Annotated in this window: 19 protein-coding genes and 1 tRNA gene; 9 read left to right on the forward strand and 11 right to left on the reverse strand. The window is 64.6% G+C overall.

Features of this window, described 5'->3' with window-relative positions:
- Positions 1 to 107 precede the first annotated feature (107 nt).
- From BSL82_RS00195 to BSL82_RS00205, 3 genes are all read right to left on the reverse strand, one after another.
- A tRNA-Ser gene (locus BSL82_RS00195) sits at positions 108 to 198 on the reverse strand.
- Positions 199 to 252: 54 nt separating this feature from the next.
- Positions 253 to 1,011 (reverse strand): anti-sigma factor family protein, encoded by a 759-nt coding sequence (locus BSL82_RS00200; protein ID WP_072595491.1) that lies wholly within the window; start codon positions 1,009 to 1,011, stop codon positions 253 to 255.
- The gene (locus tag BSL82_RS00205) at positions 1,001 to 1,513 is read right to left on the reverse strand and encodes an RNA polymerase sigma factor (RefSeq protein WP_072595492.1); all 513 of its coding nucleotides are present in this window, start codon (positions 1,511 to 1,513) and stop codon (positions 1,001 to 1,003) included. Before BSL82_RS00205 ends, BSL82_RS00200 begins: the two co-directional genes overlap by 11 nt.
- Positions 1,514 to 1,632: 119 nt before the next feature.
- On the opposite strand from BSL82_RS00205, the gene BSL82_RS00210 reads away from it, so the two are divergent.
- A complete protein-coding gene (locus BSL82_RS00210) occupies positions 1,633 to 2,871 on the forward strand; it encodes a S8 family serine peptidase (RefSeq protein ID WP_226998524.1) in 1,239 nt (412 codons plus the stop codon).
- A 122-nt stretch (positions 2,872 to 2,993) separates the two neighbouring features.
- Positions 2,994 to 3,893, forward strand: coding sequence for a hypothetical protein (locus BSL82_RS20770; RefSeq protein WP_072595493.1), 900 nt, complete (start codon positions 2,994 to 2,996; stop codon positions 3,891 to 3,893).
- 96 nt (positions 3,894 to 3,989) lie between these two features.
- Here the strand turns inward: BSL82_RS20770 and BSL82_RS00220 are convergent, their stop codons facing one another.
- Both BSL82_RS00220 and ctrA read right to left on the reverse strand, forming a co-directional pair.
- Positions 3,990 to 4,886, reverse strand: coding sequence for a diacylglycerol/lipid kinase family protein (locus tag BSL82_RS00220; RefSeq protein ID WP_072598514.1), 897 nt, complete (start codon positions 4,884 to 4,886; stop codon positions 3,990 to 3,992).
- A gap of 79 nt (positions 4,887 to 4,965) precedes the next feature.
- A complete protein-coding gene (gene ctrA, locus BSL82_RS00225) occupies positions 4,966 to 5,667 on the reverse strand; it encodes a response regulator transcription factor CtrA (RefSeq protein WP_072595494.1) in 702 nt (233 codons plus the stop codon).
- A 330-nt stretch (positions 5,668 to 5,997) separates the two neighbouring features.
- On the opposite strand from ctrA, the gene BSL82_RS00230 reads away from it, so the two are divergent.
- Entirely contained in the window at positions 5,998 to 6,900 is a 903-nt protein-coding gene (locus BSL82_RS00230) for a DUF481 domain-containing protein (protein WP_072595495.1), read from the forward strand.
- Positions 6,901 to 6,914: 14 nt separating this feature from the next.
- On the opposite strand, the gene sciP is transcribed toward BSL82_RS00230, so the two are convergent.
- Positions 6,915 to 7,205, reverse strand: coding sequence for a CtrA inhibitor SciP (gene sciP, locus BSL82_RS00235; RefSeq protein WP_072595496.1), 291 nt, complete (start codon positions 7,203 to 7,205; stop codon positions 6,915 to 6,917).
- 425 nt (positions 7,206 to 7,630) lie between these two features.
- Here sciP and mnmA point away from each other — a divergent pair, with 425 nt between their 5' ends.
- A complete protein-coding gene (mnmA, locus tag BSL82_RS00245) occupies positions 7,631 to 8,737 on the forward strand; it encodes a tRNA 2-thiouridine(34) synthase MnmA (RefSeq protein ID WP_072595498.1) in 1,107 nt (368 codons plus the stop codon).
- Here mnmA and BSL82_RS00250 read toward each other — a convergent pair.
- Genes BSL82_RS00250 through pdxH form a run of 3 tightly spaced genes read right to left on the reverse strand, consistent with a single transcriptional unit; the run spans position 8,724 to position 11,013 of the window.
- Positions 8,724 to 9,521 (reverse strand): PhzF family phenazine biosynthesis protein, encoded by a 798-nt coding sequence (locus BSL82_RS00250; protein WP_072595499.1) that lies wholly within the window; start codon positions 9,519 to 9,521, stop codon positions 8,724 to 8,726. The two genes, mnmA and BSL82_RS00250, sit on opposite strands and share 14 nt — an antisense overlap.
- Positions 9,518 to 10,432 carry a cation diffusion facilitator family transporter gene (locus BSL82_RS00255; protein WP_072595500.1) on the reverse strand — a complete coding sequence of 305 codons (915 nt, stop codon included), beginning with the start codon at positions 10,430 to 10,432 and terminating at the stop codon, positions 9,518 to 9,520. Before BSL82_RS00255 ends, BSL82_RS00250 begins: the two co-directional genes overlap by 4 nt.
- A 2-nt stretch (positions 10,433 to 10,434) precedes the next feature.
- On the reverse strand, positions 10,435 to 11,013 hold the full coding sequence (pdxH, locus tag BSL82_RS00260) for a pyridoxamine 5'-phosphate oxidase (RefSeq protein ID WP_072595501.1): 579 nt from the start codon (positions 11,011 to 11,013) through the stop codon (positions 10,435 to 10,437).
- A gap of 151 nt (positions 11,014 to 11,164) precedes the next feature.
- On the opposite strand from pdxH, the gene BSL82_RS00265 reads away from it, so the two are divergent.
- From BSL82_RS00265 to BSL82_RS00285, 5 genes are read left to right on the forward strand one after another with little or no spacing between them, the layout of a single operon-like run.
- Positions 11,165 to 12,088 (forward strand): DnaJ C-terminal domain-containing protein, encoded by a 924-nt coding sequence (locus BSL82_RS00265; protein ID WP_072595502.1) that lies wholly within the window; start codon positions 11,165 to 11,167, stop codon positions 12,086 to 12,088.
- A 12-nt stretch (positions 12,089 to 12,100) separates the two neighbouring features.
- Entirely contained in the window at positions 12,101 to 13,105 is a 1,005-nt protein-coding gene (locus tag BSL82_RS00270) for a YihY/virulence factor BrkB family protein (RefSeq protein ID WP_072595503.1), read from the forward strand.
- Positions 13,053 to 13,856 (forward strand): enoyl-ACP reductase FabI, encoded by an 804-nt coding sequence (fabI, locus tag BSL82_RS00275; RefSeq protein ID WP_072595504.1) that lies wholly within the window; start codon positions 13,053 to 13,055, stop codon positions 13,854 to 13,856. The genes BSL82_RS00270 and fabI overlap by 53 nt, the downstream gene beginning before the upstream one ends.
- 4 nt (positions 13,857 to 13,860) lie before the next feature.
- Positions 13,861 to 14,937, forward strand: a complete 1,077-nt coding sequence (gene aroC, locus BSL82_RS00280) for a chorismate synthase (RefSeq protein WP_072598515.1) — start codon at positions 13,861 to 13,863, stop codon at positions 14,935 to 14,937.
- A gap of 2 nt (positions 14,938 to 14,939) precedes the next feature.
- Positions 14,940 to 15,338, forward strand: a complete 399-nt coding sequence (locus BSL82_RS00285) for an NINE protein (RefSeq protein ID WP_226998526.1) — start codon at positions 14,940 to 14,942, stop codon at positions 15,336 to 15,338.
- A 1-nt stretch (position 15,339) separates the two neighbouring features.
- Here the strand turns inward: BSL82_RS00285 and BSL82_RS00290 are convergent, their stop codons facing one another.
- Both BSL82_RS00290 and BSL82_RS00295 read right to left on the reverse strand, forming a co-directional pair.
- Complete coding sequence (locus BSL82_RS00290) at positions 15,340 to 16,068, reverse strand: class I SAM-dependent methyltransferase (protein ID WP_072595506.1); 729 nt, start codon at positions 16,066 to 16,068, stop codon at positions 15,340 to 15,342.
- Positions 16,069 to 16,071: 3 nt separating this feature from the next.
- Positions 16,072 to 17,361: an adenylosuccinate synthase gene (locus BSL82_RS00295; RefSeq protein ID WP_072595507.1), complete on the reverse strand. Its 1,290-nt coding sequence runs from the start codon at positions 17,359 to 17,361 to the stop codon at positions 16,072 to 16,074.
- Positions 17,362 to 17,366 lie beyond the last annotated feature (5 nt).

The raw sequence follows: 17,366 nt of genomic DNA on the forward strand, positions 1-17,366 counted from the left end.
TTCCGGACCGCCGCGAACGACCGTGAAGGTCTGCGGTTAAAATGCCTTAATTTTCAGGTGTTTATTCTGATTTTTCGGGCCGAGGCGAACGCCGGCGAAGGGCGGAATGGCGGAGCGGGAGGGATTCGAACCCTCGAACGGCTTTTGACCGTTACACACTTTCCAGGCGTGCGCCTTCGACCACTCGGCCACCGCTCCGTTGGCTGGGCCTTATAGCCGGGGAAAAGCGACGCACAAGGCCGCGATGATGAATTATCGGGCCGTTTCCCAACCGCCTGCGCGGGCGCGCTGCTCGGCGGCGCTGTCGAGCGGATCGTCGCGCATCAGCGCCTGGGCGGATTGCATGATGACGTCGTCAGCTCCGGCCATGCGATAATCCGGCGCGTCTGCCCGTTGTCCATCGGGCGTGGTCGTCATGCGAAGCCGCCATTCGCCATCCTGCCGGCACGCGATTCCGGAGAGGCTGTCCGCCCGCACCGCCAAGAACGTCCGGCAATAACCATCGTCTCCGGCGAATGTCAGGCCTATCCGTACCGGGCTGCCCAGCGCCTGCGGGTTATCTGAGGCAAGCTGGCTGTCGAGCGCGGCCGCCAGCTCTCCACTCGCGACCAGATTTCCGTCGCTTCCCTTCACCAGATTGCCGCCACCGCCGGGCAGGTCGACAAGCTGCCCCGCGAAAAGCCCCACGACGAGGGCTGCCGCGATCGATCCCCAGCGCTGGATGAAGGGGGTACGGCGGATAGCTCTCGACCGCCTTTCAACTGCAAAATCGACGACTTTGCCGGGAGTGTCCTCAGCGCCGGCGGAAACAGCCGCCGCAAGGGAAGGGGGGACCGGCTCGTCCAGCACAGGCGCAAAGGCCGCCGCCATGGTCTCCCGCAGCTGCCGATGCTGCGCCACCTTTTCAGCCAACACAGGGTCGCCTGCCACGGCCGCTGCAACCGCCTCTGCCTGCGCGCCGGAAAGCTGGCCATCGGCGAAGGCCATCAATGTTTCTTCATCAATTTTCATCGGCGGCCTCCGTCTCTCCACCGCTCAACGCCCGGACGAGCGCGGCGCGACCGCGCAACAGGCGGCTGGTGAGCGTGCCGATCGGGATTGCGAGAACATCCGCCGCCTCGGCATAGCCTAGCCCTTCCACCAGCACGAGGGCGATGGCTTCGCGCTGTTCGGCCGGAAGGCGTTCCATTGCGGCCTGCGCCCGCGACAGATCGGCTCGTGCCTCCAGATTTGGGGAAGGGTCGGCACCGACGGCAAGGCCGTCCTCCTCCGGCGCGAACACCCGCGCCCTGCGGCCGCGCGAGCGGGCCTCGTCGATCCAGGTGTTGCGGATGATCCGGAACATCCAGCTGTCCATCCGCGTGCCCGGCTGCCACTGGTCGCGGGCCTTGAGGGCCCGCTCGACGGCTGACTGCACCACATCATCCGCGTCCGCAGCGTCACGCGCCAGCGCGCGCGCGAAACGGCGCAACCGTGGCAGCAGCGCGACAAGGGCGGACTGAAAATCTTCCAAAGGCGTTCCCGGCTCTGCATATGGATGAAACGACCGTCGATGCGCGTTTCATCCATGGTCGAATAAAATCCGGTGGACAGGTGATGCAAGGTAAAAGGCCAGGGTTGATTATGGTGCTGATGGCCTCGATAGGTCTCGCACTGCCACAATTTCCTGCCGGTGCGCAACTGCTGGGACCGGTGGAGCGGACGGTCGGCGGCCTTGCCGACACCGTCACGGATACGCTTTCATCGGGCCTTGGAGCGACCGAACGCCTGGCCGAAGATGCGCGCGACCTGACGCGCGCCCGGCTGCGCGGATTGCTGCGCGCCAATTCCAGCGCGTTGGAGGCCGATCGCCGGGGATTTCCGGTTGTGCGCGGCGAAGTGGTCGCGCTTTCCCCCAGTGCCGCCTCGCTTGCGAAAGCACAATCGGCGGGCTTTGCGATTGCCCGCAGCGAGGTTCTGGAGGCCCTTGGTGTCACGCTCGTGACGTTGCGTACGCCCGAGGGACTGCGCGCGCGAGATGCGCTGGCGAAGCTCCGCAAACTCGATCCGGCGGGCAGCTATGACCTCAACCACATCTATATCGGCGCGGGGCAGGCGGTGCCGGTCGGGAACGAGGATTCGCAAAAGCCGACGGGCGGGCGGCCGCTGGTCGGGCTGATCGACCGGGGCGCAGGGCGGCATCCGGCGCTTGATGGTTTGATCGTCGAGCAGCGGGGCTTTGCTCCCGGTGGCGTTGTGCCGGGCGGGCATGGCACGGCGGTGGCGTCGCTCCTGGTCGGGCGTGACGGCCGCTTTCGGGGCGCCGGGGCGGGGCTTCCGCTGCTGGTCGCCGATGTTTACGGCGATGGTCCCACCGGCGGATCGGCCCAGGCGCTGGCGCGTGCGCTGGCATGGATGGCCGCGCGCGAGGTGCCTGTCGTCAACGTCAGCCTTGTGGGGCCGCCCAATCTGCTGGTGCGAACATCGGTGACGGCCGTGCAGCGGCGGGGGCTCATCGTCGTCGCGGCGGTCGGAAACGACGGCCCTGCCGCAGCGCCGCTCTATCCCGCCGCCTATCCCGGTGTGGTCGCGGTGACGGGCGTGGATTCTAACAATCGGGTGCTGATCGAGGCGGGCCGGGGTCCGCATGTCGATTTTGCCGCGCCGGGCGGGGACATGGCGGCGGCGGCTGCCCGCGGCGGCTATTCTCGGGTGAGAGGGACATCCTTCGCCACCCCACTGGTCGCGGGGCGGCTTGCCGCGATGGAAGGCAGCGCCGTGGCGCGGATCGAACGGGCGAAGACGGAGGCCGTGGACCTTGGACGAAAGGGCGCGGATTCCGTCTACGGTATGGGCCTTCTATGCGGCAAATGCCGAAACATGGTTAACTAAATCTTTCTTTTCAACGATTTGCAACTTTCTTTCACCCGGATGGATTAAACGCCCGTCGGCTGTCGTTGTCGACATGAGGGACGCGAAACCGCGCCCCGGAAGTTTGACGAAGGAGACGGAAAATGCGTCATTCAAAACTTGGCCTCCTGATCGGTGCGGCGGCGTCACTTGCCGTTGCTGTTCCCGCTTCGGCCCAGCTTCTGGGTGGTGGTGGACTTGGCGGCGTGACCGGCGGGCTTGGCGGTTCGTTGGGCGGATCGCTTGGCGGCACCGGGACTGTGGGCGGGACGGTGGACGGCGTCGGCCGAAGTGTTTCCGGCGCGGTCAGCGGCGGCGGCAATGCGTCCGGCAAGGCGACCGCCAATAAGTCCGTCAACGCGCGGAAAGGCTCGGCCAATGCGGACGCGGGGCTCACCGGCGCTGCATCCGGCACCCTGAACGGGGCCGCGTCGGCGCTGGGCGGCGGTGCATCGGGCGGCGTGTCCGGCAATGCAAGCGGTTCAAAGAATGTCGGTGCGGGGGCGACCTCGCCGGTCGGCGGAACCGATGCGGTCACGTCCGCGGTCGGTGGCGCAACGGGCGCTGCCACTGGCGCTGTCTCGGGTGCTGCCAATGGCGCTGCGAATATCGCAGGCCAGGGCGCGGCATCCGGCAATGCGGCGGGGAGCAGCGCCGCCGCTTCGGGCGCGGGCGCCCTGGATGCGGCCGGCAATGTCGCGACTACGGTCAACCCCGGAATGGTGGTGAAGGATGCGGCTGGCCGCACCATCGGCCGCGTTCAATCGGTGAAGGACGGCGCGAACGGCCGCATCGACAGCGTGCTGGTGAAGACCAGTGAAGGCATTGCGGCGCTTCCCGCCGATCAGTTGAGCTTCTCCGGTTCCGGCCTGTTAAGCGCCATGACCAGGGCAGAGGTCCGCAAGATGGCCGACGAACCGTCATCGGCGGCGAACGCCGCCGCCGCTGGCGAAGGTTCCGGCAGCGGCCAGGCGGCCGCGTCTTCGGCCACAAAGCAGAAGTAGCGGCTTCCCGCCGACTTTCAAAAACTGGCCGATCACTGGGCCGGAGGCACCCCATCCCCCATTTGCCTCCGGCCCCTTTTTTGCGGGTGGTTCCCGTCAGCGAGGGACCACCAGTTCAAGCACGGCCCTTGCCACGCTGGCGTCAACGGGCGTGCGGGCCGTAACCTCCCCGTCGATGGAGATCGGAAGGGAAGGGACGGTCTCAATCCGGATGAAGCGGCCCCTGATTGTTTCGGCCGTGCGGCGGCGCGCGGGCAGCTTCAGGCTTGTCGTCAGCCAGTGCCAGGCGAGCGCCGGCCATCCATTGCCGGTCACGATCTGGACGATGATCTCTCCGGAATCGACTTCGGCTTCCTCGGCGACTTCGGTGCCCCCCAGATAGCTGCCGTTGGCGATACGAAGCTCAAGCGCGCGAAACCGCTGCGAGCGCCCGTCTTTATAAGTGAGGATTACCTCGAACGGCCGGAAGCGGAGCACGGACCACAGGCCCCAGACGATATAGCCGAGCCGTCCGAGCACGCGCTTCAGCCCGTCCGGGATGGTCGATCCGACCAGCGAGGGAAGGCCGATCGCCGCCACATTGGCGAAATAGTCATTGTTGATTGCGCCGAGATCGATCCGCGCCCTGCGGCCGTTGGCGATGACATCGACTGCACCGGGAAGATCCAGCGGAATGCCGAGCGTGCGGGCGAAGCTGTTCGCCGTGCCGAGCGGCAGAAGCGCAAAGACGCAGTCTTTGCCGATGAAGCTGTCGACGGAGCCAGAAACGGAACCATCGCCGCCGCCCACGATCACCATCTTCGCCCCGCTGGAGATCAGCGCCCCCACTTCGGCGTTGAGATCGGCGGGATTGCGGACGGCGATGGCGTGGATCAGCTCAACCCCGGCGGCGGCGAGAAGCGCCTTGGCCTCGCGGAACATTCGCCGACCCTTGCGGCTGTGCGTGTTGACGATCAGCGATGCCTCGCGCGGGACGGCTGCGCCTGTTTCCATCCGCTTTGGCATGACAGAGCGCCGGGCAAAAGAAAAGGGCCGGGAAAGCCCGGCCCCTTGATCGGTGCGATATTGCGGTTCAGGCGACCTGGGAGGCTGCGCCTTCCTCGGGGTCGCGAAGCACATAGCCACGTCCCCAGACGGTTTCGATGTAATTGTCGCCGTCGCACGCGCCGGAGAGCTTCTTGCGAAGCTTGCAGATGAAGACGTCGATGATCTTCAGTTCCGGCTCGTCCATGCCGCCATAAAGGTGGTTGAGGAACATTTCCTTGGTGAGCGTGGTGCCCTTGCGAAGCGAAAGCAGCTCCAGCATGGCATATTCCTTGCCGGTCAGATGAACGCGCGCGCCATCCACTTCCACCGTCTTGGTGTCGAGATTGACGGCGAGCTTCCCGGTGCGGATCACCGATTGCGAATGCCCCTTGGAGCGGCGGACGATCGCATGGATACGGGCGACCAGCTCCTCGCGGTGAAACGGCTTGGTGACATAATCGTCAGCGCCAAAGCCCAGCGCGCGGACCTTGCTGTCCAGTTCCGCCTGGCCGGAGAGGATGAGAATGGGTGTGCCGACCTTGGCGAGACGCAGCTTCTTCAGCACCTCATAGCCATGGATGTCAGGCAGGTTCAGATCGAGCAGGATGATGTCGTAATCATACAGCTTGCCCAGATCGAGGCCTTCTTCGCCCAGATCGGTCTGGTAGACGTTGAAGCCTTCCGTCGTCAGCATCAGCTCGATGCTCTTGGCGGTGGTAGGTTCGTCTTCAATCAGCAGGACGCGCATGTTTCTGCCCCCTTCATTGCAGACGGCTTCAACTCAGGCGCCGCCGAACCCGGTAAGATTGGTTAACGGTAATTTTTATCAACCGGAAAGGTTAACAGTTCGTAAATGTTATTCAGAAACATAAATATTTGGTTGTCTCCGCTGGCTCGTTCATTGCGGCGTTAACCATTTCCGCGCAAGGGCAGGACCGTGTGGAAGCGCGATTAAAGCGCCGGAACGAGTCGGATATGCGCCGTAAAGTGGCGGTTGCCGGAAAGTCCCGCCGTGCCGCTGCATAAGTGGGGCGAACCGAGATTGATCCCGCCGACGCGCTGCCGTTAGGAAAGCGGCATGACCATATTAACCAAATCGCTGTGCGCGGCGTTGCTTGCCGTAACCTTTTCCGGCGCTGCCGGGGCGGAGCCTTTGCCCGCCGACGCGCAGCGGATGCTGGATGCGGCCATCTTGTCGGGAAAGCCCGAGCGCATAGACGCTGTCGCGGCGGTTGCGCGCGAGACCTATCCGGAATCGGTGGAGGAGGTGGACGCCCAGATCGCGGGGTATCGCGGCGAGAAGGAAAAGATGCGCCTGGCGGAGCTTCGGACGGAGCGCTTCTGGCAGGGGTGGTCGGGGCAGGGGGAGCTTGGCGCGTCCACCAGCAGCGGCAACAGCGAGAGCGTGGGCGTGACGGCCGGGCTTCAACTCTCGAAGGAAGACATCAACTGGCAGCACAAGTTCAATGCGCTGGTCGATTACCGGCGCGCCAACGGCGTGACCGAAAAGGAACATTTCAACACCGCCTATCAGGGCCAGCGGAAAATCTCACGCACGCTTTATGTCTATGGCCTGCTGCAATATGAGCGGGATCGCCCGGCCGGTTATTATCGCCGCTTCAGCGAAGGTCTGGGCCTTGGCGTCCGGCTTCTCGACCGGCCCGGCCTGCGGCTGGACATGGACGGCGGACCGGCCTTCCGGCAGACGGCGTTCATCGCATCGGGGGAAGAGAAGGAACTGAGCGGCCGCGCATCCATGGCCTTTCGCTGGGACATTACACCGCGGCTTGGCTTTTCGCAGGACGCAAGCGCTTTCCTGGCGGACAACAGCAGCTTTGTGTCAACCTCTGCGATGACAACGAAGCTGTTCGGCGCGCTGTCGTCCCGGCTATCCTTCGATGTGCGGCACGAGACGGAGCCGCCCGCCGGATCGGTGAAGACCGATACCGTAAGCCGGGTGACGCTGCTCTATTCCTTCTGAATCGCGGCGCTGAATTACTGGCGCTGATAGAGCGCGCGGTAATGCTGGACGCGCGTGACGCGCAGGCCGGGCATGCCGGAGCGTTCGACCGCCCGCTGCCAGGATGCGAATTCCTCAAGCGTCAGTCCATAGCGCTCGCAAGCCTCGTCGACGCTCAGCAGACCGCCGCTTACGGCGGCGACAACTTCCGCCTTGCGGCGGACGACCCAGCGGGTCGTGTCGCGCGGCGGCAGGCTATCAAGCGTCAGCGGTTCGCCGAGCGGGCCGATAACCTTGGATGGGCGTATGGTCTGATTCTCGATCATGTGCTTGCACAACCCGTATATTCGTCTGATCCTTGAGAAAAGGTTTCTAGCAGATCAGTTTTCAACGAAGACTGAACCCACAGGGTAAACGCCGGGGTCAGAGGTCTTAACGCCGGCTGCCGAGGCCGCCGGATTCCGGGACTTTCCGTTCCAAATCATTTGAATTGCTTGAAAAACCATCGGAGGCCTGTCTTGTCCGCGCGACAGCCGGATTAAAGCTCGCCTCGGCGGCAAGAATGGGGCAGCCGACCTGGCCGGTGGCGAAAAGTTCTGCCAGCCGGGCCGTGTCGGTATTGTGCGGGCCGGGCGAAGTGCTGCGTCGATTATCATCCATATGGGATGAAAACGGCGGCACCTCCGGCAGCTTTAGCGGGGCGGCGCGCTCGCGGGTTGCCGCTTGCGGCCTAAAGGCCTATTTCGCGCCGATGGAGATCGATCTTCAGCTTGAAAAGCCGCTTTCATCCGCGCGGGTCGTGGTCGCCATGTCGGGCGGCGTCGACAGCTCGGTGGCGGCCGCGCTGTGCGCCGCGAGCGGTGCGGAGACGATCGGGGTCACGCTTCAGCTTTACGATCATGGCGCGGCCGTCGCCAACCCGCGCAGCTGCTGCGCCGGGCGCGATATCCATGACGCACGAGATGTCGCGGCGCGGCTGGGGATCGCGCATTATGTGCTGGATTATGAAAGCCGCTTCCGGGCGGAGGTGATGGACGAATTCGCCGAAAGCTATCTGGCGGGGCGGACTCCGATTCCCTGCGTGCGCTGCAACCAGACGGTGAAGTTCGCCGATCTTTTGAAGGTCGCGCAGGATCTGGGGGCGGATTGTCTCGTCACGGGCCATTATGTGCGGCGCGTCGTTGGTCTTGGGGGGCCGGAACTGCACCGGGCGATCGACCCCGCGCGCGACCAGAGCTATTTTCTTTTCGCCACCACGGCGGGGCAGCTCAATTATCTGCGGTTTCCGCTCGGCGGGATGGAAAAGAGCGAGGTTCGAGCGCTGGCGCAGAAGCATGGCCTGGGCGTGGCTGCCAAGCCCGACAGCCAGGATATCTGCTTCGTGCCGGGCGGCGATTATGCGGCCGTTGTCAGGAAGCTCCGTCCGGAAGCCGATGACGCCGGCGAGATCGTCGACCTGGAGGGGCGGGTGCTTGGCCGCCATCGCGGGCTCATCCACTTCACGGTGGGCCAGCGTCGCGGAATCGACATCGGCGGTCAGGCGGAACCGCTTTATGTGGTGCGCATCGATGCAGGCCAGCGGCGGGTGGTCGTCGGCCCAAGGTCGGCGCTGGCGGTCGCGACGGCACGGCTTTCCGATATCAACTGGCTGGCGACCGGCCATGATGCGGCGCTGACGGTGAAGGTGCGCTCCATGGCAAAGCCGGTGCCCGCCCGCTTCGATGGCGAGCGGATCATGTTCGATGCGCCGGAATATGGCGTGGCTCCGGGGCAGGCGGCGGTTTGCTATGCCGGCAACAGGGTGTTGGGCGGGGGATGGATCGATTCCACCGAACCCGCAGCGGCTACGGCAGCCTGAACCCGCCTTCGATCACCGTCACGCAGTTCCCGCCAAGTACGGCCCGCTCACCGATAAGACGGCAGGTGAGATAGCCACCGCGCGCGGAGGCTTGGAAGGCGGTGAACCGGTCCTTGCCCAGTCGCTCGGCCCAATATGGCGTGATGACGCAATGCGCGGCGCCCGTGACAGGGTCTTCGTCGATCCCCGCGCCGGGCGCGAAGACGCGACTCACCACATCGGTGGCGGTGCCGCGCGCGGTTGCGATGTACAGTATGTCGCCCATGCTTCTCAGCGCGCGGAAATCCGGCGAAAGCGCGCGAATCGCAGCTTCATCGGGATAAACGATCACCGAATAGCCCCCGTCGTGCCACAGGGTGTCGAGCGGACTGCCGCCCATCGCGGCGGCGATTTTCGCAAGCGGTTTCGGCGAGGGCCTCCATGCCGGAAGATCCAGTTCATAGCCGCCGCCAGCCGCCCGTCGCACTTCAAGGTGCCCGGACTTGCGGGTGCGAAAGCGCACCACCCGGCGGCCCGGATCGCGCCACAGCAGCACATGGCCGGTCGCAAGCGTGGCATGCCCGCAAAGCGCCACTTCAACCGTAGGTGTGAACCAGCGCAGCTCATAATCGGCGCTGCCGCTGGCGGGCACGACAAAGGCGGTTTCGGCCAGATTGTTTTCGGCGGCGACCGCCTGGAGAATGGAATCGTCCAGCCAGCCGTCCAGCGGGATGACCGCGGCGGGATTGCCGGTGAAAGGGCGATCGGCAAAGGCATCAACCTGGGTGAAATCGGCGAATGTCATCTCCGGTCCCTGTCGCGTTCACGGCCCAGCGGCGGGTCGCGATGCCCTTCCGGGTCGGGATGGATCAGAACTTCTGTGCCCGGAAAGGCCGCCGCCAGCTTTTCCTCCACCTCGTCCATCACCTGATGTGCGTGGGCAACGGTCATGGCCGGATCAACCCAGACGTGGAACTGGACAAAATCATGGGTACCGCTTGTCCGGGTGCGAAGGTCGTGAATGCCCTTCAGTTCGGGATGCTGGCTGGCGACGGCGAGAAAGCGCTGGCGCTTTTCTTCCGGCCATTCGCGGTCCATCAACTCGTCTATCGCATGATTGGCCGCACGCCATGCGTTCCACGCGAGCCAGAGGGAGATACCCAGACCAAAGAGCGCGTCCGCCCCTCGCAGGCCGCCGACCTGTTCCAGCACAAGTGCTGCGATGACGGACAGGTTGAGATAGAGATCCGATTCATAATGCAGATTGTCGGTGCGCACCGCGAGCGAACGGCTTTTGCGCAATGCGCGCCGCTGATAGCCGACGAGCGCCAGGGTCACCGCAATGGCGATTGCGGAAACGCCCACGCCATATTCGATATTCACCGGCGCTGCCGCGTCGTCCAGCCGGTTGATGGCGTGAACGCAGATCGCGCCCGCCGAGAGCGTGATCAGCGCGATCTGGAACAGCGCCGCAATCGCTTCGGCCTTGCCATGGCCGAAACGGTGATCGGCGTCCGCAGGCTGGGCGGCAAGGCGCACGCTGTAGAGCGCGACCACCGACGCAAGCAGATCGAGCCCGGAATCCGCCAGCGACCCCAGCATTGCGACAGAGCCGGTCGCCCAGGCCGCATAGGATTTGAGCACAAGCAGCACGCTGGCTGCGGCCACGCTCGCCATTGCCGCGCGGGAAGCCACATGGTCGGTTACGCCCAGCATGTTCACGGGTAGAGCAGACCTTCCGTCCAGCCCCCGGCGGTGCGGCTGAACAGCCGCCGCTCGTGGAGGCGATGGGCGCGGTCGCTCCAGAACTCGATCACGTCCGGCACAACCCGATAGCCCGACCAGTGCGGTGGCCGGGGCACAAGCTGGCCTTCGAACCGCTGTCGCTGCTCTTCGAACCTGCTCTCGAACAAAGCGCGGGACGCAAGCGGGCGCGACTGGTCCGACGCCCATGCGCTCAGCTGCGAATCACGCGCGCGGCTGGCAAAATATGCGTCGGCTTCCTCCGTGCTGACGCATTCGATGCGCCCTTCGATGCGGACCTGGCGGCGCAGCGACTTCCAGTGGAAGCCAAGCGCGGCCTGGGGATTGGCGGCCAGCTCAGCGCCTTTCCGGCTTTGATAATTGGTGTAGAAGACGAAGCCGCGATCATCATGCCCCTTGAGCAGCACCATCCGCACCGAGGGGCGGCCTTCCGCGTCGGCGGTGGCGAGCGCCATGGCGCTGGGATCATTCGGCTCCGATGCTTTCGCCTCGGCGTACCATTGCTCGAAAAGTGCGTGCGGATTGTCGGTCATGAAGCTGCTTTAATCTGGGCGCGGCGATGCTGGAAGCGCCTTCCAAAACATGGCGTTGGGGTTGCATCCGAAAGACGCAGTGCACATGTGGCGATTGTTGCATCACAGCAACAGTAGACGTGGCACACAGAATATCGGACCAGATGGAGCGATGGCGGACCTCTATTCAACACTCGGCCTGAAGCGCGGGGCCAGCGAAGCAGATATCAAGAAAGCTTATCGCAAGCTGGCCAAGGAACTCCATCCTGACCGGAACAAGGATAATGCCGAGGCCTCGTCGCGGTTTTCCGAGGTCACGCACGCCTATGATCTGTTGAGCGACGCCGACAAGCGCGCCCAATATGACAGGGGCGAAATCGACGAGCAGGGCAATCCGCGTGCGCCCTTCGGCTATAGTCCGGGCGCGGGAAGGGGCGGGTTCGGCGGCCCGCGCGGCGAAGGCGTGCATTTCGAATTCGGCGAAGGCGGGGACTTCGGCGATATATTCTCCGATCTGTTCAACGGCGGCCAGCGGCGGCGCGGCAGTCCCTTTGGCCAGCGCCCGCAGCGCCGGGGCGCTGACGTCGCCTATCGGCTCCAGGTTCTGTTTGAGGAAGCGGCGGCGCTTAAGCCGCAGCGCGTCACCCTCTCCAACGGCAAGACGATCGACCTGAAGCTGCCGCCGGGGATCGAGAGCGGTCGGCAGATGCGGCTTTCCGGACAGGGCGAGGTGGGCCCTGGCGGCAATGGCGACGCCCTGGTGACGATAGAGATAGCGCCGCACCGCTTCTTCAAGCGGGACGGGGATGATGTGCGGCTGGACCTGCCGGTGCGGCTGGACGAGGTCGTGCTCGGCGCGAAGGTGAAGGTGCCGACGGTGGAGGGCGCGGTCATGCTGACGGTGCCCGCCGGTTCCACCTCCGGACGGACGTTGAGGCTGAAGGAGCGGGGTTTCCACAGGGCGACCGGCGGCCGTGGCGACCAGCTCGTGACGCTGATGGTGGACGTGCCCGGCGGTGATGCCGAGCTGGAAAGCTTTGTGAAGCAATGGGAAAGCGAAAGGTCACGCAACCCCCGGGCATCGCTGGGTGTTTAGCCGAGAGAACTGATGCGTGATTTTTCTCCCCTTGCGCCGGAAGCCCGGAAACGGGCCCATTGGCAGCGGCGGCTGGACCGGTTGCGGCCAGGCGCGCGTACCTATGAGGTGACGAAGCGCGTCGTCGTCGGAGTCTACAACGACGGCTTCATTCATGCGGGCAATCTTGCCTATATGGCGCTGCTGACGCTGTTTCCCTTCTTCATCGTCGCGGCCGCTGTGGCGCACTTCTTCGGACGCACCGAGGACGGCATGACCGCGGTCGTGGCCTTTTTGCAGACCGTGCCGCCCGACGTCGCCAAGGTGTTGAAAAAGCCGATCGCCGATGTGCTGGAGGCGCGGTCCGGAATATTGCTTTGGCTCGGCGCACTCGTGGGCCTCTGGACCACGACAAGCTTCATCGAGACGATTCGCGACATTTTGCGCCGGGCCTATGGCACCGGATATGCCCGCGCCTTCTGGGAATATCGGCTGATGTCGATCGCGATCACGATCGTGTCGGTCTTGGGGTCGATGCTGATCTTCACGCTGCAGGTGCTGTTCGCCAGCTTCGAGCAGTTGATCCTCTCCTTCTTTCCGCTGGCCGAAAACGTCGCCGGATGGCTGGGCCTTTCCCGCATCGCGCAGGCGATCGTGCTTTTCCCGGCGCTCTACGGCCTCTTCTATTCGCTGACTCCGCATCGCTATCGCTATTCGGATTGCCCAAAATGGCCGGGCGCGCTGCTGGTGACGATCTGGTGGATGGCCACCACGGCGCTGCTGCCCAAGGTGCTGGGGATGCTGGGCAGCTATTCGCTCACCTATGGGGGGCTGGCGGGCGTCATAATCGTGCTGCTGTTCTTTTTCATCGTCGGATTGGGGCTGGTTGTTGGCGCAGAATTGAACGCGGCTCTGGCGGAAACCCCCGAAGGCGATCTAAAGGAAAGCCCGGACACCGAAACACAAGCACCTAACAGGGGCGAATATGTCAGGACTGATGCAGGGGAAACGCGGGCTGATAATGGGGCTCGCCAATGATCGCTCGCTTGCGTGGGGGATTGCGAAGGCGCTTCATGCCCATGGTGCGGAGATGGCGTTCAGCTATCAGGGCGAGGCGTTGGAAAAGCGGGTGCGCCCGCTTGCCAATGAGGTCGGCAGCGATTTTCTGATCGAATGCGACGTAGCCGACATGGCTGAGATGGATGGGGCGTTCGATACGCTTGCGGCGCGCTGGCCGACCATAGACTTCGTGCTTCACGCGATCGGATTTTCCGACAAGAATGAGTTGCGCGGCAAATATGTCGATACCGGCCTCGATAACTTTCTTCTGACGATGAACGTGTCGGCCTACAGCTTTGTCGCCGTGGCCAAGCGCGCACGCGCGATGATGCCCAATGGCGGATCGCTGCTGACGCTCACCTATTACGGGGCCGAAAAAGTGGTGCCGCATTACAATGTGATGGGGGTCGCCAAGGCCGCGCTTGAAACCAGCGTCAAATATCTCGCCATGGACCTGGGGCCGGAGAATATCCGCGTCAACGCGATCTCGGCAGGGCCGATCAAGACGCTCGCCGCGTCGGGCATCGGCGATTTCCGCTACATTCTGAAATGGAACGAGCTGAACTCGCCCCTTCGCCGCAATGTCACGATCGAGGATGTCGGCGGCGCGGGCATGTATCTGCTGTCAGATCTCGCATCGGGCGTGACGGGCGAAATCCACCATGTGGATGCCGGCTACAACGTCATCGGCATGAAGGCCGAAGATGCGCCCGACATCGCCCTGGCTTGATCGGATGAGCTTCAACACCTTCGGCCGCGTTTTTCGCTTCACGACCTGGGGTGAAAGCCACGGCCCCGCGCTGGGCGCGGTGGTGGACGGCTGCCCGCCGGGCCTCAGCCTGTCGGAGGCGGAGATTCAGCCCTGGCTGGACAAGCGGCGGCCGGGCCAGTCGCGCTACACCACGCAACGGCAGGAGCCGGACCGGGTCCGCATCCTTTCGGGCGTGTTCGAGGGCAGGACCACCGGCACGCCGATCAGCCTGATGATCGAGAATGTCGACCAGCGCTCCAAGGATTATTCGGAGGTCGCAAAGGCCTATCGGCCCGGACATGCCGATTATGCCTATGATGCCAAATACGGCTTTCGCGATTATCGGGGCGGCGGGCGATCCTCTGCCCGCGAAACGGCGGCGCGGGTGGCCGCTGGCGGCGTCGCGCGCTTGGTCATATCCGAAGTAAGCATCCGCGCATATCTAGTTGAACTTGGAGGAGATTCCATTGATCGCGCCGGCTTTGACGATGCCGAGATCGATCGCAACCCGTTCTTCTGTCCGGATGCGGCCGCCGCCGCGCGCTGGGCGGTGCTTCTCGACGAGGCGCGCAAGAACGGATCCTCGCTTGGCGCGATCGTCGAATGCGTGGCGACGGGGGTGCCGGCCGGATGGGGCGCGCCGCTCTACGCCAAGCTCGACAGCGAGCTTGCGGCCGCGATGATGAGCATCAATGCGGTGAAGGGCGTGGAGATCGGCGACGGCTTTGCAGCCGCACGGCTGAGGGGCGAGGATAACGCCGATCCGATGCAGCCGGGCAATGACGGCAAACCCGTGTTCCTCGCCAATCACGCAGGCGGCGTGGCGGGCGGCATAGCCACCGGACAGCCAGTGGTGGTGCGGATCGCGCTGAAGCCGACCTCATCGATCCTGACGCCGGTCGAAACCATCACCCGCGACGGCGATCCATCAGAGATCAAGACCAAGGGCCGTCACGATCCGTGCGTCGGCATCCGCGCCGCGCCTGTCGCTGAAGCGATGATGGCGCTGGTGCTGGCCGACCAGAAGCTGCTCCACCGGGCCCAGACGGGGCGGGGTTAGTGGTGGCGGAACACACACGCATCGGGATCTACGAAGCAGGCCGCAGATCGATCGGCCTTGCTTATCTGCTCTGGTTCTTCCTCGGCACATTCGGCGCGCATCGTTTCTATCTGAAGCGCACGGGGAGCGGCTGGGTCCAGTTCGGCGTCCATGTCGGCGGCTGGCTGCTGATTGCGCTTGCCCTTTGGCGCGTCGGGCAGGGCAGCTATGTCGAGACGGCTCAGTCCGGGGCGTACATGATGCGCATGTCGTGGTCGGCGGCGTTGGGCGGCGGCATTCTGGCGTGGATGGGCTGGGCGCTGCTGGCGATCGTCTGGCCGTGGTGGCTGATCGACGCATTTTTGATCCCCGGCATAGCGCGCCGTTTCAACCGGCGCTTGCGCGAGGCGATCGGCCGCTGAATCAGCGGCGGACGCCGAGCAGCGCGCCTTTCCGCGTCGGCAACAGGCGGAAGTCGAAGTCGGGATACTCCCGCCGCCAACGCGCGCCCACCAGCCGTTCGCCGGGGCGATAGGCGTCGTCGAGCAGCACCGCTCCGCCGCGCGGAATGCGGCTGAACAGGGAGGCAGCATTGCCTCGCGCCATGGGGTGGAGAAACCACGGCGGGCCGTCCACGATCAGCAGGTCGATGCGCGAGGGAAGCTCTTCCGTGTCATACCAAGCGCCGCCCCAGCCGTTTCGTGCGGCGATCAACGGGCAGAGCGGTACGGAACGTACATCGGCTTCCAGGCCCAGCGCCCGGAGGCGCTGCGCCGTTTCAGCGGCAAAGCTGCTGTGATGGTCATGGGTGATGATGCTGCCACCGCCCTTCCGGCGGAGGCATTCGGCCGCGACCAGCGTCGACACGCCCGATCCGAACTCCACGACCGTGCGTGGCGAACGGCTGAGCGTATAGCGGGCGAGGAGGAGCAGCATCCGCGCATCGGCCACCCAGCCGGACAGGGTCGGCAGATGCGGTCCGCCAGCGCCCAGCAAGGCGCGGAGGCGGTCTTCGGGCTTGCGGTCCAGCTCGGGAAAATAGCGGGGCAGGAGGCCGTTCAGGAGAAACGGCCAGGTGACGATTCCGGCGAGGCCTACCGCGCCAACACGCTCGAGAAGCGGCGGGACCAGGGAAAGGGCCGCCGATGTCATTCATCAATCCTCGAACGGATCCCTGACAAGTATCGTATCCTCTCGTTCCGGGCTGGTCGAAACGAGAGCGACCGGACAGTGAATCAGTTCCTCTATCCGGCGTATGTATTTGATAGCCTGTGCGGGTAGCTGCGCCCAACTGCGCGCGCCGAAGGTGGAATCCCCCCAGCCTTCGATCGTTTCATAGACCGGCTCCACCGCCGCCTGGTCCGCGGCGTGGGCAGGGAAATAATCGAGCATCCTGTCACCCAGCCGATAGCCGGTGCAGATCTTCACCTCGTCCAGCCCGTCGAGCACGTCGAGCTTGGTGAGAGCGATTCCGGTGACTCCGGAAACCGCCACCGATTGCCGGACCAGCACTGCGTCGAACCAGCCGCAGCGACGCTTGCGGCCGGTGACGGTGCCGAACTCATGACCGCGTTCGCCCAGCCGCTGGCCGATCGGGTCGTCCAGTTCGGTGGGGAAGGGGCCGGAGCCGACGCGGGTCGTATAGGCCTTGGTGATGCCCAGCACGAAGCCGATGGAGGAGGGGCCAAGGCCCGACCCGCCCGCAGCCGTTCCGGCAATGGTGTTGGACGAGGTGACGAACGGATAGGTGCCGTGATCGATGTCGAGCAGCACGCCCTGCGCGCCTTCGAAGAGGATGCGGTCGCCCCGCCTGCGTGCCTCGTTGAGGCTGAGCCAGACAGGCTTTGCATAGGGCAGGACGAAGGGCGCGATTTCCGCGAGGTCGGCCATCAGCCGCGCCCGGTCGATGGAGGGCTGGCCGAAACCGGCGCGAAGCGCGTCATGATGGGCGCTCAGCCGGTCAAGCTGCGGATCGAGCTGGTCCAGATGGGCGAGGTCGCACAGGCGGATCGCGCGACGGCCCACCTTGTCCTCATAGGCGGGGCCGATGCCGCGCCGCGTCGTGCCGATCTTGCCCGCACCGCTTGCGTCTTCACGCAGCCCGTCAAGATCGCCGTGGAAAGGCAGGATAAGCGGGATGTTTTCGGCAATATGGAGATTGTCGGGCGTGATGGTGACGCCTTGGGCGGTCAGCTTCTCGATCTCCGCCTTCAGCGCCCAGGGATCAAGCACCACGCCATTGCCGATGACCGACAGCGTGCCCCGCACGATGCCGGACGGCAGCAGGCTGAGCTTGTAGGTGTTCTCGCCGATGACAAGCGTATGGCCGGCATTATGCCCACCCTGGAAACGGACGACGACATCGGCCCGCTCCGCAAGCCAGTCGACAATCTTTCCCTTTCCCTCGTCGCCCCACTGGGCGCCGATCACGGTCACATTGGCCATTCTTC

It is taken from the genome of Tardibacter chloracetimidivorans (assembly GCF_001890385.1).
GTDB classification, from domain to species: domain Bacteria; phylum Pseudomonadota; class Alphaproteobacteria; order Sphingomonadales; family Sphingomonadaceae; genus Tardibacter; species Tardibacter chloracetimidivorans.

Bases quoted from the DNA above. Each gene is read 5' to 3' on its own strand.
- BSL82_RS00200 (WP_072595491.1), bottom strand. From the start codon at position 1,011: ATGAAAATTGATGAAGAAACATTGATGGCCTTCGCCGATGGCCAGCTT.
- BSL82_RS00210 (WP_226998524.1), top strand. From the start codon at position 1,633: ATGGCCTCGATAGGTCTCGCACTGCCACAATTTCCTGCCGGTGCGCAA.
- BSL82_RS20770 (WP_072595493.1), top strand. From the start codon at position 2,994: ATGCGTCATTCAAAACTTGGCCTCCTGATCGGTGCGGCGGCGTCACTT.
- BSL82_RS00220 (WP_072598514.1), bottom strand. From the start codon at position 4,886: ATGGAAACAGGCGCAGCCGTCCCGCGCGAGGCATCGCTGATCGTCAAC.
- ctrA (WP_072595494.1), bottom strand. From the start codon at position 5,667: ATGCGCGTCCTGCTGATTGAAGACGAACCTACCACCGCCAAGAGCATC.
- BSL82_RS00230 (WP_072595495.1), top strand. From the start codon at position 5,998: ATGACCATATTAACCAAATCGCTGTGCGCGGCGTTGCTTGCCGTAACC.
- sciP (WP_072595496.1), bottom strand. From the start codon at position 7,205: ATGATCGAGAATCAGACCATACGCCCATCCAAGGTTATCGGCCCGCTC.
- mnmA (WP_072595498.1), top strand. From the start codon at position 7,631: ATGGAGATCGATCTTCAGCTTGAAAAGCCGCTTTCATCCGCGCGGGTC.
- BSL82_RS00250 (WP_072595499.1), bottom strand. From the start codon at position 9,521: ATGACATTCGCCGATTTCACCCAGGTTGATGCCTTTGCCGATCGCCCT.
- BSL82_RS00255 (WP_072595500.1), bottom strand. From the start codon at position 10,432: ATGCTGGGCGTAACCGACCATGTGGCTTCCCGCGCGGCAATGGCGAGC.
- pdxH (WP_072595501.1), bottom strand. From the start codon at position 11,013: ATGACCGACAATCCGCACGCACTTTTCGAGCAATGGTACGCCGAGGCG.
- BSL82_RS00265 (WP_072595502.1), top strand. From the start codon at position 11,165: ATGGCGGACCTCTATTCAACACTCGGCCTGAAGCGCGGGGCCAGCGAA.
- BSL82_RS00270 (WP_072595503.1), top strand. From the start codon at position 12,101: ATGCGTGATTTTTCTCCCCTTGCGCCGGAAGCCCGGAAACGGGCCCAT.
- fabI (WP_072595504.1), top strand. From the start codon at position 13,053: ATGTCAGGACTGATGCAGGGGAAACGCGGGCTGATAATGGGGCTCGCC.
- aroC (WP_072598515.1), top strand. From the start codon at position 13,861: ATGAGCTTCAACACCTTCGGCCGCGTTTTTCGCTTCACGACCTGGGGT.
- BSL82_RS00290 (WP_072595506.1), bottom strand. From the start codon at position 16,068: ATGACATCGGCGGCCCTTTCCCTGGTCCCGCCGCTTCTCGAGCGTGTT.
- BSL82_RS00295 (WP_072595507.1), bottom strand. From the start codon at position 17,361: ATGGCCAATGTGACCGTGATCGGCGCCCAGTGGGGCGACGAGGGAAAG.